The sequence below is a fragment of the Metabacillus lacus genome (assembly GCF_009674805.1).
Classification (GTDB): domain Bacteria; phylum Bacillota; class Bacilli; order Bacillales; family Bacillaceae; genus Metabacillus_C; species Metabacillus_C lacus.
Genome location: NZ_WKKI01000041.1, coordinates 1 through 16,823 on the forward strand (window position 1 = coordinate 1; position 16,823 = coordinate 16,823).

Here is a 16,823-nt window from a genome sequence, read left to right on the forward strand (position 1 = left end):
AAAGAAAATAATATCCAATTTTTGGATAACTGGGTTCAATTACAACCCCCTAGACTTTTTGGCTCTGAACGAAGAAGCTCGGATGGTAAAATTATACTTAAATTACATATAGAGTAAACTCAGTATACCCTTGTGGATATTTTTGCAATGCTAGTGGAAAAACTCCGTTTATTTTCCTTACCTGTCGTTCGTTCAGCCCCTGAATCCTACGCATAAAAAAACAGCACCTCTTAGAGTGCTGTTTTAGAAAAAGATCTAGTTACTTTGAAAGCTTGCAGTTGCGGGCGTGACCTCGAGGCTTTCCTTTAGTTTGTCGGATAGGGCGAGGCGCTCCTCTTCAGGCACAATATAATAGTAGATACGATCAATTTTCTTGCCGCTTCCGCTAATTTGGTGCTGCACAATGTTATTTTGTGCTTCTTTGTAGTTGGATTGAATGCTCCACATATCATTAAAGGTTAAGTTGGTGGTGACATTATCTTGAACGACCTTGAACATATCGCCGAACTTTGCAATGGACGAAATGTCCGCACCTTTTTTGATAACTGCTTCAATAACCTGGCGTTGACGTAGCTGGCGGCCAAAGTCGCCGCGGCTGTCATCATAGCGCATTCTTGTATATTTCAGAGCGGAATCGCCGTTTAATGTGATTCGTCCTTTTTTGAAGGTTTCTCCGTCGTAAGTAAACTCCAGATCGTTGTCTACTTCTACACCGCCTACGGCATTTACAATATCCCGAAAGCTTTCCATGTTAATTTTGACAAAATAGTCAACGGGCACATCGAGAAAATGCTCGACTGTTCTAACAGCCATCTCTGTACCGCCAAATGCATAGGCATGATTGATTTTATCTTCTTTTCCGCGTCCGATGATTTCGGTTCTTGTATCGCGGGGAATGCTGACCATATCTATATTTTTCTTGTTAGGATTAACTGTCATATAAATGAGTGAGTCTGATCTTCCGCGATCGCCGTCGCGCTCATCCACACCCATCAGCAGAACAGAAATAGGCTGTTTTTTTTGTGTATCAACTATATCGGTGCGCTTATCGGATTTGTCTCGTCCGATGTCTTCTTGAATGGTGTTAATCGTATCAGTAGCTGATTTGAATAAATAAAAAGCATAGCTTCCAGTGACTAAAATGAACAAACCAAGAATTCCTGCCGAAATCAAAAGCCACTTTTTCTTCCTGCTTTTTCTTTTCTTAACTCGCATGCATTCCCTCTACTTTCGTTTTCAAATGTGTCATTTCAGCAAAATCATAGCATTAGTTTCGCATATATACAGTAGGAAGTCTATAAATATTTCTATTCCAAGAAAAAATTTACATGACTTTCGAATTAGGAATATAATGGGAAAGAAGATTCTATAAAAGGGTGGTAAATATGAAATTCTTAAAAATGGCAATTGTCCTATTATTCTTCTTTTCTTTTTCTCAGCAGGCTTTTGCAGCTCCTTCTTTTCAGCAAATAGGAGCGCAGGTTAAAAACCTGAATGTTTCTGCGGCAGCATCAGGCTCGAACAAGAAGGGAGAACCATTGATGTACTCTGTTCTGCAGGGCATGCCGGCACAGCTCGCTGTGACAAATCTTGCAACAGGAAAGCTGACAGATGTCAAAGCGCTTGGGGGAACGACCGCAGGCTGGTCTGTTGAAGTGGCAGACAGCAGCAATGTTTACATAGGAACAACACCTGGGGAGCTGCTGTATCATTATGATCCCGATGGAAGAAAGCTGACAAAGCTTGGCAAGCCTACTGTGAAAAACAGCACCGTCATCTGGGACCTCGCATATGCAGCGCAAAGCCGGACGCTGTATGGCGTTTCTTCTAATGAAGGGAGATTGTTTCAATACGGGGGCAAAAGCTTTAAAGATTTGGGAACCGTGATCAGCGGCAAAAAGGACGCCCGAAGTATAGCGTACGATCCGGCTGGAAATCAGCTGTTTATCGGGCTGGGTTCTCCGGCTGAACTGGCTGTATACGATATCAAAAACGGCAAAAAAACGGCCATTCTCCCTGGTGCTTACAGGGGACAAAAGCATATTGAGGATATAAAAGTCATTAATGGAACTGTTTTTGTCAAATTGAACCCGGCAAATAAAATTCTTACTTTTGATGCAAAAACGAAAAAGCTGCTGGGAGAGTTTTCAGCAACTTCAAAAGGAGTGTCACCGCTGACTCCAGGCGGTAACAGTGTGTATTACGGAAACGGCTCGTCCCTATTCGAGTATGATCTAACAACAGGAAAGTCCTTGCTGGCCGTTAATAACCGCATTCCCACCAGTCTTGTTTCCCTTGATTTTGTCAATATAAAGGGTGATTTCACGCTGGTTGGAAAGGTGGGAAATGTCCAAAGATATATGACCTACCATCCTCATTCAAAAGAGTATCAAAATCTTGATCTCACGCTTCCAATGCAGCCGATCGAAATGCATAAAATCGGCGGAGGAACTGATGGGAAAATATACAGCTCAGGCTTTTTGAATGGAAGTATGGGCATTTACGATCCTGGAACAAAAATGACTGTTCATGGAAGCAGCATCGGACAGTTGGAAAGCATGGCAAGCCTTGGCGGAAAAATCTATTTTGGCACCTATCCAAAGAGCAGAATTTTAGAATACAATCCCAAGGAATCATGGCACCCCGGCACAAATCCGAGAGAAGTCTTCTCATTGGAATCCGTTGGTCAGGACCGGCCGATGGCAGCCCTGGCGGTTCCCGGTACGAACAAGCTGGTGTTTGGTACAGCTCCGGTTTCCGGTAAAAGTGGAGGAGCACTTGCAGTTTACGACCCTTCCTCGAAAAAAATGCTCAGCAGGCATGGGATTGTGAAAGACCACAGCATCGTGTCCCTCGCCTATTCTGCAAAGGGTAAGCTGGTGTATGGAGGAACGTCCATTTTTGGAAAGCCAAACGTTGATAAAACAAAAACCAAAGCAGTGCTGTTTTCTTTGCCGGCAGGAAATCTTTCAGCTAAGCCGCAGCATATCGCTCTGCCTTATAAACATGTAAGGTTTATATCTGCATTAACTGCTGCTGATGACGGTAAGGTGTGGGGAATGGCTGACGGGCGCGTATTCTATTTGCAGCCGGGCAAGGGTGTGACAGATGTTGGCTCAGTTGTGCCTGACGTTGCCGGACATACACCGCAGGCATCACTCGTGACTGGGCGGGACGGCAATATCTACGGCTGTGTTGAAAAAACATTATTTAAAGTTGATAAAAAATCCTACAAGATTACTATTCTGCGAAAAAATGATGTCCATCAGCTTATTCAATCAAGCTCAGGCGACCTTTATTACCACGATAAAAAGGTGCTTTGGAAAATAAATTTATAAGCTATATGTCTTACAGCGCAAAAATGAGCAGATTCTGTAAAAAACATTTTTTTAGCAATTAAAGGAATTATATGGAATTATCTTGAATATGTAAGGGCGTTATAAAAAAACAAAGGGTGGGAAATGAACATTGAAAAGCTTTATAAAGAAGTCAGCCGGGATTGCACTGGCTGCCGCACTTACGATTGGCTCACTTCCAAATATGACACATGCAAGTTATGAACAAAGCAAAAGCAGCAGCATGAAAAGCAGTATGCTGGAAAAACTTTCTTTGAAAGAAGGAGCAAAACTGCAATCCTTCGATAAAAAGGGAGAAAAAGAAGTTTTTGATGAAAGAAAGCTAGTGATTAAATATAAGACCCCGCTTTCATCTGCGGCCCACAATGCTGCAGGCGGCAAACTTGTAAAGAGAGTCAGCGGGCTTGGATACGATGTAATCGAGCTGAAAGGGAGCAGAAAGCTTCAGGATGTAGCAAAGGCATACGCCAACACTCCGGGAGTATTGTCTGTCTCCAGAAGCGCGAAGGTGCAGAAGCTGGCAAGTCCTGACTTGAAAGCTCCTGATATGTATCACTTAAAAACGTTAAAAGCTGAAGAAGCACAAAAGCTGGCAGGGAAAAATGCTGTGAAGGTAGCAGTAGTGGATGGCGGTGTAGATACAAAACACCCCGAACTAAAAAATAGAGTCGCTGCCAGCTATAACATCTTAAATCCTTTGCATAAAGGTGCACCTGATGTTCACGGAACGCATGTGTCCGGAATTATTGCTGCCGAGAAAAATAATGGTGTTGGCGGCTATGGCATCAACCCGAGTGCGAAGCTGCTGGCTATAGATGTATTCAATAATTCCTGGTTTGCAAATGATTATTCAATTGCAGAAGGCATTCTGAAAGCGGTCGAGCAAAAAGCTCAGGTGATTAACTTGAGTCTTGGTTCCAGTGTTCCTTCTCCGATCATTGAAGAAGCGGTTCAAAAAGCATTAGAAGCTAATATTACAATTGTGGCTGCGGCAGGAAATTCAGGATCCAATGACAAATCCTATCCGGCAGCTTACGAAGGTGTAATCAGTGTTGGCTCAACAAATAACAAGAATGAGCTCTCAAGCTATTCAACTTTCGGTTCTTCGGTCGACGTGGTGGCGCCAGGGGAGAATATCTATTCCTCGGTAATTTCTCTAAAAGGTTCTTCCTATGGAAATCTCAGCGGGACTTCCATGGCATCACCGGCAGTAGCGGGTGTGGTGTCATTGATGCTTGCGAAAAATCCAAAATTGACGCCTTACCAGGTGAACTACATTCTGCACAGAACGTCCAAGGATTTGGGTAAGAAAGGCTATGATACAACATTCGGCTACGGTCTGGTCGACCCGATTGCTGCCCTAAACTATAATGTGAAAAGTATTCCGGCTAAGCCTGATGCTTCAGAGGCCGGCCTCTTGAAAAACGCCAAAGCACTATCGTCCGGAAAACTGACTGCAGGCTCTTTGACAAAGCTTGGCCAGATTGATGCTTACAAGATTGATGTTAAAAAAGGCGAGTTTGTACAAACAAAGCTGACTGGAGCAGCCAATTACGATTACAGCTTCCAGCTCCGTTTTTATCCTAAAGGGAAAACAGAAGCTTCCAGCAAGACGGTGGTTAATGATGGGATTGAAAACACTGTAGAAGGAGCCTTATTTGAGGCAAAAGAAGATGGAGTCCTTGTTATTGCTGTCAAAGATGCAAACGGCAATTACAATGAGCTGAAAGAATCCACTTACTCGCTGACAGCTTCTCTCAGCAAGGAAAAGCTGGACGATCAGGTAAGTTTGGCTGATCCTGTAGTAGTAGACAAGCTTCCTTTTGTCACATCGCAGCCTTATTACTTTACTGATGCATCAGAACAGCCTCAGCCGCCGCCTCTTGAAGGTGGAGGAGATGCAGGTGTTCCTGGAGAGGCGCCTCAGGCAGAGCCTCAGCCTTCACCTCTTAACAAAGGGGACAGCGATTTCTTTAAGCTGAATTTTACAGAGGTGCAAAAAGGGGAAACAGTTTCGGCAAGCCTGTCTGGAGTTCCTGGCATCAACTCTTCACTAAGGCTGCATATGGTGGAAAAAATGGAAGGCGAATCCTTCCCGGTAGTAAATGACATTGTTGATCAAAAAGGTTATGGAGAAGGTGAAACGCTGACTTTTCAGCCAAATGCCAACACTGAATATTTTATTGAAGTTACAAATAAACCGAATATGAATGATTGGTTCTTCTTTGGCTTTGGCGGATTCGAGCTGGATTTGAACCGCAGCTTTTCGTCTCATATCCCGTACTCCCTGGATATAAAGAGCAAGGTTCTGCCTGCTGATGAAGATAACTATCCAATGATGTCAGAAGAAGGACAGATTCCGGAGGGTGTAAACCAAGAGAAGCTTGCACAGCTGAGACATGACAGAAAATCTTCTTATGGGAAAAATGACTACAACCCAATGGACGAGGAAAAAGAAAGATTTAACAGATTAAAACAGTCGGCAAGATCGTATGAAATTGGCGGAGCGTCTGAAGGATATCTGCAATATAACGGAGATGAAGACTGGTTTGTTTTTAATTCGAAAAGCAGTGATATTCTGGAATTTACCTTTACAGCTGCAAAAGGCTATAAAGTGCCGGCTATGGAAATTTATCAATATAACGAAGAAAATGATGATTTGAATTATGTAGGTTCCAATGTATCTTATTCATGGACAAGCTTTGAAACGTCAGCAGCTCATAGAATTGGCGTCAAAGCGAATTCAACTTATTACATTGCTGTCACTGATGTAGAATATCGCTCATCATTTGATCCTTACAGATTTACGAGCAAAACACTTGTGAAAAATGTGGCCGACAAATATGAACCTAATGACAATTATGACAAAGCTGTTAAAATCGGGACCGGCTCGGTTCAAGGTAATTTGTCGTCATCAGGGGATATGGATTTCTATTATTTCAAACCTGCAGAAAGCGGTCTGTTCGGCTTTGCTTTTGAGCCGCTAGCTATCACTAATCCGGCTTACAATAAACTGCCGGCAGATGTTCGCTTCCCGGTTGATGCGGTGGTCGTAACTATTGAGGACACCAATGGAAACGGAAAGCTGGATCCTGCAGAGGAAGGGAATTTCATTTACACAGACTATACATTCGAAGGCGAAGAAGAACGCGGTGCGATTGATGCAAAAAAAGGAAGAGGCTACTTTATTGTAGCGTTCAACTATTACTCTTACAGCTCGCTTCAGGAGTACAAGCTGACTCTTCAACAGGCAAATACGGTAGACGAGGATAAGGGTTCCGTTGTGAAAAACAATGTCCCGTCTAAACCCCTTAATTTGAAAAAGGATAAAAATAATAAATACACAGCCAAAGGCTATATGAATCCTTCCACAGGCAAGGGAGATACAGATTACTATAAGCTTGTGCTTGACAAGCAAACAAAGCTGACACTTTCCCTCAGCCTTCCGATTGATCTGGACGGTGCAGTGACAATCTATGAAGCGAATGGCAAGCAGATTGCAAAAGTGGATCATTATGACATTGGAGATCGTGAATACCTGCCGCTCAATCTGAAAAAAGGCACCTATTATATCAAAATAGAAGAAGTTCAGGGGCGTGCAAGCATCTCGCCATATACGCTGGAACTTAAGTAAAAAGAGTAACCGCCGGCAACAATAGTCCGGCGGTTTTTTTATTTTTTTCAACAAAATTATCCAGAAACTGATAAAATATGGATGTTGGGCTATCAACCTACAAAATTACATTCAGGGGGAAAAAGAAATTGAAAAGAGCACTACTCACAGGTATCAGTGCAGCAATGCTACTATCACCTTTGGCCGCTGTAACAGCAACGCCAGCATCCGCATCCGCAGTTACAGCCTCTGTTGCAGCAACTCCTGCTTATAAAGAAGCAGTCAAACAAGGAAACACTCTCGCAAAAGGACTGAAGAATTACTCTGCAGCCGTAACAGCTGGAGATATCGACAGAATGGACATGCTTTTTGACGGCGTGTCAAAACAATTAAGAGTGGTTGAAAGCTCAATAGGGAAAGTTGCTGGTCCAGGAAACCGAGCTGAACTGCTTGGCAAATATGTCACACCTGCAAAAAAAGAGCTGGAGCGCACAATGTATGAAGTATCTCAGTTTCGATTAGCCCTCAAAATCTATGAAAAAATTACGGGAGGTGATGTATTATATTGGCATAACAATATCACGCATCGGCATGGGTACAAAGAGTTTGATGCTGATTTGTTAAAGCTGGAGCGCTTAAAAAAACGAGCAGCTGCGATTAAAAAAGCGGGTAATTATAGTCCATTACCTTCCCTTATTTACTGGGAGATTGGTATAGAAGAGTCTATGGCAGCATCTGTAAACTTACTTATTTATAATCTTAAATTTGAATACTTCCTTGATGAAGAAGAAAACATTTTTGAAGCAGAGCTGTATTATGATGACTTTACTCGCTATCTGAAACATAAGGAGAATCTAATTGAAGGGTTACCTCCTATAAAGGATAAGACAGGGTTATATAAAGTATATGTACAATCTGCAAGATCCACAATTGAACGTATAAAATATGAAGTTTCTCAAATTCGATTGCTTAAAAGGGTTGAAGAGCTCGCCAAAGCAGGCAGGATTTCTGAAGCAAAAGCAGAGCTCTCTAAACTCCGGGGACTGAGACAACGTGCAGCCTTGATGAGAGAAGAAAGTCAATATAAGCCGCTTCCTGCGGCTGTAGATGCTGACATTCACCAATACGAGCAAAAGCTTAGAACTTCATATCAACTATAAAAAAGAAAACTGCTGGTGAAAATCGGCAGTTTTTTTGATTGCAGGTTTCCGGCACCCAGCACCTCTTCGACAAAATCCGCACAGTGCCGGGGATTTATAGTATAAAGTTTTAAAAAAGACTATTAGTAATAACACTTAGGAAAATATGGGATTTCCAAGGTGACTATTCATCTGCATTTTTTACACTGATTGCTAATACTTTCTAATAATTGATAAAAAATAGGTCATTATAATCATGTTTATAGTTGTGTTTCCTCCTATACTTATCTCGATTGATAAGAATATTAGGGGGAAAAAGAACTTGAAAAAGGCACTACTAACAGGTATCAGTGCAGCAATGCTATTATCACCATTTGTTGCCATTACAGCACCAGCTACATCCGCAGCAGCAGTTACAGCTACCGTTGCAGCAAGTCCGGCTTATAAAGAGGCAGTGACACAAGGGAATGTTCTTGCAAGCAGAGTGAAAGCATATTCTGCAGCAATCAACTCTGGAGATATTGTTGCAATTGATGCACTTTATGACGGAGTAACAAAACAGTTGAAAGTTGTGGAAAGCTCAATTGGAAAAGTTTCAGGTGCAGCAAACCGCGCTGAACTGCTTAGCAAATATGTAACGCCTGCAAAAAAAGAGATAGAGCGTACAATTTATGAAGTATCTCAATATCGTCTGGTTTTAAATATCCTTATGAACCTTACGGAAAATGAAGAATACGAAGCGTATGACGCTGATATGACGAAGCTTGAGCGTTTGAAAAAGCGTGCAGTTGCGATCAAAGAAGCAGGTAAATACAGTCCGCTGCATGCCGACATCAACCTGGATCTTCGCTATTTGGAAGCGGGAGCAGCATCTGTCAACTTAAGTATTTATGACATGACAGTTGAATACTTTGTTGATGAAGAAGAAGAGATTTTTGAAGCAGAGCTATATTATGACGACTTGACTCGCTACTTGAAACAAGCGGAATCAAAAATTGGACAGGTACCTTCTCCAAAGGCGAGAGTAAAGCTGCTTGCTGATTTTGTACAGCCTGCTAAAGTTACAGTTGAACGTGTAAAATATGAGGTTTCTCAAGTTCGCTTGCTTGATAAAGTAGAAGTACTGGCGAAAGCCGGCAAAATCACTGAAGCAAAAGCTGAGCTTGCTAAACTTGATAGACTTCGAGATCGTGCAGCCGCAATTAAAGAAGCCGGCAAATATCAGGCGCTTCCAAAAGCTGTAGATGCTGACATCCGTTTTTACGAGCAGCAGCTTAGAGCTCAATACAAACTGTAAAGTATGAAGAACTGCTGATGATAATCGGCAGTTTTTTTATGTGGAAAGCTTTGAAATTTTACCGGAAGCCAAGAGTTTTTGATTGTAAAAAACTCCTATGCACCCCTGTCGGCACATGCTATAATTGTCCCTATAAAATGATAGTATTCGACAATTATTCCAATTTACGGAGGATGAATTTGTGCAAAAAGCCGCGTTAGTTGTTACGTTATTATTATCAATAGGAAGCATTATTTTTGGAAGAATGCATTGGGAGAGTAAAATTTCCGCTCATGTAGCATCTCCTGCAACTGTTGAGAATAAAACAGAAACAGAAGAGAATGCAGCAGCAGAAGAAGCTTCAGAGAGTTCCCCTGGTCTTTCTGCCGCGTACACGAAAAATCTTCCCAAGGAAGTACAGCAAAAGTTTGCTGAGGCAGAAAGTACGAAGGAACCCCTTCTGTTCTTAATCTTCGGTTCAGATACGGGCGCAGGAGCTGAAACACCGTGGGCAGCAGAGGTGAAGGAGCATTTAGAGAAAGCTTATACTCCTGAGCTGATCCGCGTTGAGACAGTTTTGCTTGCCGATAAAACCTCACAGCAGGTTGTCACTGAAAAGCTTCATGCTGCAGGTGCTGAAATGAATCCGGATATCCTGTTGTTTGAGCCGTTCCTTTTAAAAGATAACGGGCTTGTCGGAATTGACAACACATTAATCAACATTGAAAGCTTGCTCGCTGATTTTAAGAAAAACAATAGCAGCATATCTGTCTTCCTGCAGCCGTCCTACCCGATACCTGGGGCAAGATTTTACCCTCTTGAAGTTCAGCAGTTGTCGAAGTTTGCGGACGAACATGGCCACTATTATCTAAACCACTGGGAAAACTGGCCGGATCAAGAATCAGAAGAACTCTACGAATATGTGCAGGAAGATAAAAAATCGCTTACAGAAACTGGCCACAAAGCGTGGGCTGACTACCTAAAAGAATACTTTGTTTCTTAAATCTAGCTGCTTTCAGAACGAAAGCAGTTTTTTTAGGAGGAGATGTCATGAAGAGGGCTACTTTGCTGATTGCGGCGGCAGCTGTGATATTTTCTGTATGTATCCCGGGAAATGCACTTGGTGCTTCACCGCAGGAACTATCGCCGTATACCTATAATGAACAGTTGATCGTAGTAGAAAAGGGGAGAACTTCTATAGAAGCTACTGTCAGCGCGTTTGAGAGGAAGGGCGCAAACTGGACAGCGGCCATTCCGGCGATGAAAGCTGTAACAGGGCCGAAAGGTATTGGTGTGAAGCAGCGTGAAGGAGACGGGGTCACACCTGAAGGAATTTATCCAATTGGAATATCGTTTGGTTTAGGCAAGAAGCCTTACGGGGTAAAAATCCCATACAGACAAATTACCGCAAATGACTACTATGTGGACGATCCTGCTTCCCCGGATTATAACAAGTGGATTGCGTACAGTGGAGATCCTAAAAAGAAATGGAACTCTTTTGAACGCATGAACATTCCTTTTTATAAGCTTGGATTTGAAGTTCAGTATAATAAGAATCCAATTATAAAAGGAAAGGGAAGTGCTATTTTCTTTCATGTCTGGAAAGGACCTGGCTTTCCAACTGCAGGATGCATTGCTTTATCAGAAAATGATGTATTAAAGCTGATGAAATGGCTCGATCCCTCCAATAAGCCGCTTATCATCATTTCCGAGACAGCTGCCGGAGCAACAATCAAAAAACATGGGTATTCCCAAATCTCATGGCTGACAGCTGAAATGGAAACTACGCTGAAAAAAGCAAGGCCTCTCTACAGCATCAACGTGAAAAGAAAGGAAGATCTTATTGTACCTGCAGAGCTGTCAGCTGAGTACAGCAGCCTGCGAAAGCAATTTAGTCAATTAGAATTATTTTCTGCATTAAAAGGACAAAGCAGCAAGGCTGCATACGAACAACTATATTTGGAAAGAAGCAGAGTTGTTTCATATATAGATGCAGTCAATTACCTGCATAAAACGCTGAAAGCATCTTCTTCAGATTTTGAAGCATCTCTCCGACAGGGAGTCCTAACTGAGAACATGAACCAGCGGTATGACACTCTTTCTGCCAGCATTAATAAAGCGGAAACCCTGGCCGGCCGGATGTATGGCTCCCACGTTCGTTCCCTGGTATACAGTTCTTATGTGAAGGAAGCTAAAATTTTAAAAGAAAATGTCATCTATGAAATATCCCGCTACCGTCTCCTTCAAAATATGGAAGCTGATCTTAAGGCGGGGAAAAGTATTGAAGCTGACATGCTGGTTCTTCAACGCTTGAAAAAGCGATCTTCTTCCATTAAAGAAGCTGGAAACAGGCTGCATCCTGGAAAATATCCATCCTATCCCAAAATAGAAGCTCTGCTTTTGGAAATGGAAAAAAACATTTCGACAGAGTGAAACGTTTTAAAATCTGGCAACGTCTAACCTATAGGCTTTCTTTTAATTAACGGAAATTCTCTGGGATATCATTAGTGTTTGCACAAACAATAAAAGTAAACAGAAAAAGTTAAATTTGAACACTTCTTGAACAGGGAAAATGGCAGCGAACTCTGCCTTAAATCTCTTGTTGACCTTTTATATCACAAGTGATATTGTTCTAATGAGTAACATTTATACTGTGAATTATTGGGGAATGAACAGAAACAAAAGAGGTTGTCGGAAAGAATTATAGAGGTGATAATGGTGGCGATCAATCGGGCTGAGTCGAATATATATCGTAAATATCAATCAGTTGTCTATCCAAGAGCAGCTGCAGTGACTCCGAAGAAATCAGTTTACAATTTATATCTTAAACGAATATTAGATCTGTCTCTGGCTCTAATCGGACTGGTGCTTGCAATTCCGGTTGTACTCATCACAATGCTCCTGATTAGACTGGAATCTCCCGGCTCGCCGCTCTTTTTGCAGGAGCGCGTTGGTTTAAAGGGTCATACATTTAACGTCATGAAACTCCGTTCGATGAGATTTGACGCTGAAAAAAACGGTGCACAGTGGGCTGAGAAAAATGACCCCCGTGTGACCAGAATTGGTGCATTTATCCGCAAAACCAGAATAGATGAGCTTCCACAGTTGATTAACGTTTTAAAAGGCGACATGAGCATGATTGGGCCTCGTCCTGAGCGTGCAGTATTCGCTGAAGAATTCGAAAAGGATATACCTGGTTTTTCTCAGCGCCTGAATGTGAAACCGGGGTTAACCGGCTGGGCACAGGTGAATGGCGGCTATGATATCACGCCAAAGGAAAAACTGGAGCTCGACTTATACTATATCTCAAAAATGAGTTTTTTATTAGATGTAAAAATACTTTTCAAAACTATCCGCGTTGTCTTCACTGGTGAAGGTGCCAGGTAGGATATATCTAGGAGGATTCCCTCAATTATGAAGGTTCTTGTCACTGGCGGTTCAGGCTTTATCGGATCGCATATTGTCGATAAATTAATACAGGATCATCATGAGGTACTTGCTGTTGATGATCTTAGCACAGGCCATAAAAGCAACCTGAATGAAAAAGCTTCCTTTGTTCACTGCTGCATTAACAGCAGCGAGTTTCAGAAGGCAGTTGAATCATTCAAACCGGAGGCTATTATCCATCAGGCTGCACAGGTGAGTGTCCAAAAGTCCATTCATGATCCCCTTAAGGATGAAGAAATCAATATCAGGGGTTCTTTAAACGTCATAGAATGTGCAAAAAAATACGGTGTGAAAAAGATTGTGTTTGCTTCTACTGCAGCAGTGTACGGAAACCCGGTATCACTGCCGATTGGACTTGCTCATCCTATTCAGCCCTTGTCTCCTTACGGCCTGTCCAAATTTACAGTCGAAGGCTATCTGAAGCTTACCAGTGAACTTCATGGCATAAGCTATACCATCTTAAGGTATGCCAATGTATATGGTCCAAGGCAGGATGCAAATGGCGAAGGCGGCGTTATTGCCATTTTTGCTGAAGCTCTTTCCAAAGGTACAGCTCCGAAAATCTTCGGGGACGGAGAGCAGACCCGTGATTTTGTTTATGTGGAAGATGTTGCGGCTGCCAACGTGAAAGCACTGGAAGCAGGCGAAAACACCACATTAAATATTTCTTCCAATGATAAAATCAGCATTAATGAACTTTTCTTCTTAATGAATGAAATTTCGGGCAGCAGCTTTCAGCCGGATTATCAGGCTGAGCGATCCGGAGATATTCGGGAAAGTGTACTATCTAACGAAGAAAGTAAGAAAGTGCTTAACTGGGAGCCGGTTGTCTCATTGCCTAAAGGTCTTCAGCTTACCATGGATCATTACAAAAAAACTTTACAATGAAAAATCAATGATCTCCCGACGCCCTTTCACTGTAAGTGAAATTCTCGGGAGATTTTTAGCGTTTACCTTAAAAAGAATGGAACAGGAGCTTACCCATGAACCATATACTGATATATTTTCCTTACGAGCTGCAGCAAAACCCAAAAAGCGGCTCTGGTGTGCGCCCGAAAAGACTAACTGAAGCCTTTCGCCGGTATGGAGAAAAGCAGGGGTTTGAGGTTGTTGTGATTTCCGGCCAGTCTCAGCAGAGAAAAAAGGAAATCGAAAAATACCTGTCTTCCTATAAGATGGAAGAGGCTGCATTTTGCTATATGGAAAACAGCACCATGCCCTATTGGCTGACAGATAAAGACCACTTGCCCCGTGCGCTCGGAATGGACAGCGGATTTTGGAGAAAATTAAAAAAGCATCATGTGCCGATTGGCTGCTTTTACCGCGATGTATATTGGCAGTTTGATGACATGTATGTGCCGCCGTTCGGAAAAAAGGCATTGACCCCGGTGATGCGTCATATTTACCAAACAGAACTAAAAACATATCACAAGTATGTAGACATCATGTACCTGCCGTCGCTTGAGATGAACAGCTTTGTAAAATGGAGCAAAAAGTACGATGAATTGCCACCCGGCATGGAGCCTGTGGAGAAAACGGCACCCGCTCCAAAAGGAAGTGTGCCATCTGCTGTTTATGTTGGCGGAATTACAGATGAAATTGGCATTCTGACCATGCTGGAAGGTTTTGATGAAATCAACAAGGATTCGCTGACTGTTCAGCTGCAGTTTATTTGCAGGGAAAATGAATTCAAAAAATCAGCAAAAATCCAGGCTTATACTGATCGTCCATGGCTGACAATTCAGCATTTATCAGGACAAGAACTGAAAAAAGTATACAAGGAATCCACGATTGCACTTATACCGAGAGAAAAGAATACGTATCATGATTTTGCCATGCCGGTAAAGTTGTTTGAATATCTGTCCTATTCCCTGCCGATTGTTGCGACCAATTGCGATGCACAGGCACGGTTTCTTGAGGAAAATAACTTTGGTATTGTTTCAGAGGTAGACAAGCACCAATTTGCGAAAGCAGTGTTAAGGGCAGTAGATCCTGACATGCACTTCAAATTGGTTTCATCCATTGAAGCTGGTGCTTATGAGCACAACAGCTGGGATGCAAGAGTTGAAAAAGCAGCGAATGACCTATTGGGTCTGAAAGGTTAAGGGGTGTCAAGATGAAGATAGCGATTTTGGCTCCGGCCAATAATGTTCATACAAAAAAATGGTTGGATCATTATGACAAGCAAGGCTATGACGTATTAAACATCAGCTTTGAAAGCCACACCGATCCTGATGACCGCACAATGTGGACTAATGTAAAAACGCATTACCTGGGTTTGAAAATGAGCAATAAAATTGCATACTTTTTAACAGTGCCGGAAATTAAAAGAGTACTCAGGGAATTTCAGCCGGACATTCTTCACAGCCATTACGTATCAAGCTATGGTGTAGTGGGGGCAATGGCAAATTTCCATCCTTATATTATTTCTGTATGGGGCATGGATATTTATGATTTTCCTAAAGAAGGCCGTGCGAACGAGCTGATGGTAAAATACGCACTGAGCAAAGCGGATGTCATCTGCTCAACAAGCCATGTTATGAAAAAGGTGACCGCTCAGTATACGAATAAAGAAATCGAGGTCACTCCATTTGGTGTGAATATGCAAAAGTTCAAGCCGTCAGAAGACCAAGAGGAGGATGAATCCATCACGTTCGGGATCGTCAAAACAATGGCCGAAAAGTACGGCATCAGGTATCTTCTTGAAGGTTATGCAGAATTCAAAAATATCGTTACACCTGATGTGTTTTCAAAAACAAAGCTTGATATTGTTGGTCCAGGTCCAATGCTTGAGGATTATAAAAAACTGGCGGACAAGCTGGAGATTTCTCATCAAACAACTTTTCACGGGCGCGTTCATCATGAAAAAGTTCCTGAACTCATCAACTCTTTTGATGTCTTTTTTGTTCCTTCCACGCTTGACAGTGAAAGCTTTGGAGTAGCCGCAGTCGAGGCGCAGGCATGTCAGGTGCCGGTTGTTGTGTCCAATGTCGGCGGATTGCCGGAAGTTGTAGTGGATGGTAAGACGGGTTACATCATTCCAACCAAAAACAGCCGGGCAATTGCTGAGAAAATGAAGCAGTTTGTGGAAGAGCCGGAGCTTGGAAGAAGAATGGGCATCGACGGCAGGCAGCATGTCCTCGCGCATTATGATTGGGAAGACAATGCGAAGCTGATGGACACGATTTATGAGAAAACAGTTGGAAAGAAGGCATAACAGCATGGAACAGCCACTCGTATCGATCATCACGCCATCTTATAACAGTTCAAAGTATATTGTGGAAACCATCCGATCTGTACAGGCTCAAACATACAGCAACTGGGAAATGCTGATTGTGGATGACTGCTCTAAGGACCAATCACGGGAAATCATTGGCCAGGAAGCGAAGAAAGATCCCCGTATCAAGCTGATTGAACTGGAAGTCAACAGCGGAGCAGCGGTTGCCCGCAATACTGCTATTCAACGTGCAAAAGGACACTATGTTGCGTTTTTGGATAGCGATGATATATGGAAGCCCCAAAAGCTTGAAAAGCAGATTGCGTTTATGGAACAAAACGATTATGCGTTTACTTACACAAAGTATGAGCTGATGGATGAGCATAGCCAAAAATTAAACAAGACTATTGAAATTCCGGATGATATCACTTATCATGGGTTATTGAAAAATACAATAATTGGCTGCTTAACTGCAGTTGTCAATGTTGAAAAAACAGGACCCATTGAAATGCCGAACATTAGGACAAGGCAGGACCTTGCCCTGTGGCTGTCCATCTTAAAAAGGGGTATCAAAGCACATGGTCTTCAGGAGAACCTTGCCACCTATCGAATCGTACCAGGTTCCATTTCAAGTAATAAACTGAAAGCTGCAAAGCAAAATTGGAAGGTGTACCGCCAAGTTGAGAAGCTTAGCTTACCATATGCAATGTTCTGCTTTAGCAGTTACGCATGGACATCGATTAAAAAAACGTATTTAACCAAATAGGGGGATATT

General features: G+C 42.4%; 12 protein-coding genes. 11 read left to right on the forward strand and 1 reads right to left on the reverse strand.

Annotated features, from left to right (window positions below):
* Positions 1 to 255: 255 nt before the first annotated feature.
* Positions 256 to 1,215: a polyisoprenyl-teichoic acid--peptidoglycan teichoic acid transferase TagU gene (gene tagU, locus GJU40_RS16265; protein ID WP_154309128.1), complete on the reverse strand. Its 960-nt coding sequence runs from the start codon at positions 1,213 to 1,215 to the stop codon at positions 256 to 258.
* Positions 1,216 to 1,385: 170 nt separating this feature from the next.
* Here tagU and GJU40_RS16270 point away from each other — a divergent pair, with 170 nt between their 5' ends.
* From GJU40_RS16270 to GJU40_RS16320, 11 genes are all read left to right on the forward strand, one after another.
* The gene (locus GJU40_RS16270) at positions 1,386 to 3,338 is read left to right on the forward strand and encodes a YncE family protein (RefSeq protein WP_154309129.1); all 1,953 of its coding nucleotides are present in this window, start codon (positions 1,386 to 1,388) and stop codon (positions 3,336 to 3,338) included.
* 130 nt (positions 3,339 to 3,468) lie between these two features.
* Positions 3,469 to 6,990 carry a S8 family peptidase gene (locus GJU40_RS16275; RefSeq protein WP_154309130.1) on the forward strand — a complete coding sequence of 1,174 codons (3,522 nt, stop codon included), beginning with the start codon at positions 3,469 to 3,471 and terminating at the stop codon, positions 6,988 to 6,990.
* Positions 6,991 to 7,118: 128 nt separating this feature from the next.
* Entirely contained in the window at positions 7,119 to 8,129 is a 1,011-nt protein-coding gene (locus GJU40_RS16280) for a hypothetical protein (protein WP_154309131.1), read from the forward strand.
* Between the two features lie 301 nt (positions 8,130 to 8,430).
* Positions 8,431 to 9,405, forward strand: coding sequence for a hypothetical protein (locus tag GJU40_RS16285; protein WP_154309132.1), 975 nt, complete (start codon positions 8,431 to 8,433; stop codon positions 9,403 to 9,405).
* A gap of 181 nt (positions 9,406 to 9,586) precedes the next feature.
* Complete coding sequence (locus tag GJU40_RS16290; RefSeq protein ID WP_154309133.1) at positions 9,587 to 10,387, forward strand: SGNH/GDSL hydrolase family protein; 801 nt, start codon at positions 9,587 to 9,589, stop codon at positions 10,385 to 10,387.
* Between the two features lie 47 nt (positions 10,388 to 10,434).
* Positions 10,435 to 11,817, forward strand: a complete 1,383-nt coding sequence (locus GJU40_RS16295) for a L,D-transpeptidase family protein (protein WP_170289437.1) — start codon at positions 10,435 to 10,437, stop codon at positions 11,815 to 11,817.
* A gap of 282 nt (positions 11,818 to 12,099) precedes the next feature.
* On the forward strand, positions 12,100 to 12,771 hold the full coding sequence (locus GJU40_RS16300) for a sugar transferase (RefSeq protein ID WP_154309146.1): 672 nt from the start codon (positions 12,100 to 12,102) through the stop codon (positions 12,769 to 12,771).
* 24 nt (positions 12,772 to 12,795) lie between these two features.
* Positions 12,796 to 13,719, forward strand: a complete 924-nt coding sequence (locus GJU40_RS16305) for an NAD-dependent epimerase/dehydratase family protein (RefSeq protein ID WP_343031586.1) — start codon at positions 12,796 to 12,798, stop codon at positions 13,717 to 13,719.
* A gap of 95 nt (positions 13,720 to 13,814) precedes the next feature.
* Complete coding sequence (locus tag GJU40_RS16310; protein WP_154309135.1) at positions 13,815 to 14,936, forward strand: glycosyltransferase; 1,122 nt, start codon at positions 13,815 to 13,817, stop codon at positions 14,934 to 14,936.
* A gap of 11 nt (positions 14,937 to 14,947) precedes the next feature.
* Positions 14,948 to 16,048: a glycosyltransferase gene (locus tag GJU40_RS16315; protein ID WP_154309136.1), complete on the forward strand. Its 1,101-nt coding sequence runs from the start codon at positions 14,948 to 14,950 to the stop codon at positions 16,046 to 16,048.
* A 4-nt stretch (positions 16,049 to 16,052) separates the two neighbouring features.
* Positions 16,053 to 16,814, forward strand: coding sequence for a glycosyltransferase family 2 protein (locus tag GJU40_RS16320; RefSeq protein WP_154309137.1), 762 nt, complete (start codon positions 16,053 to 16,055; stop codon positions 16,812 to 16,814).
* Positions 16,815 to 16,823: the final 9 nt, after the last annotated feature.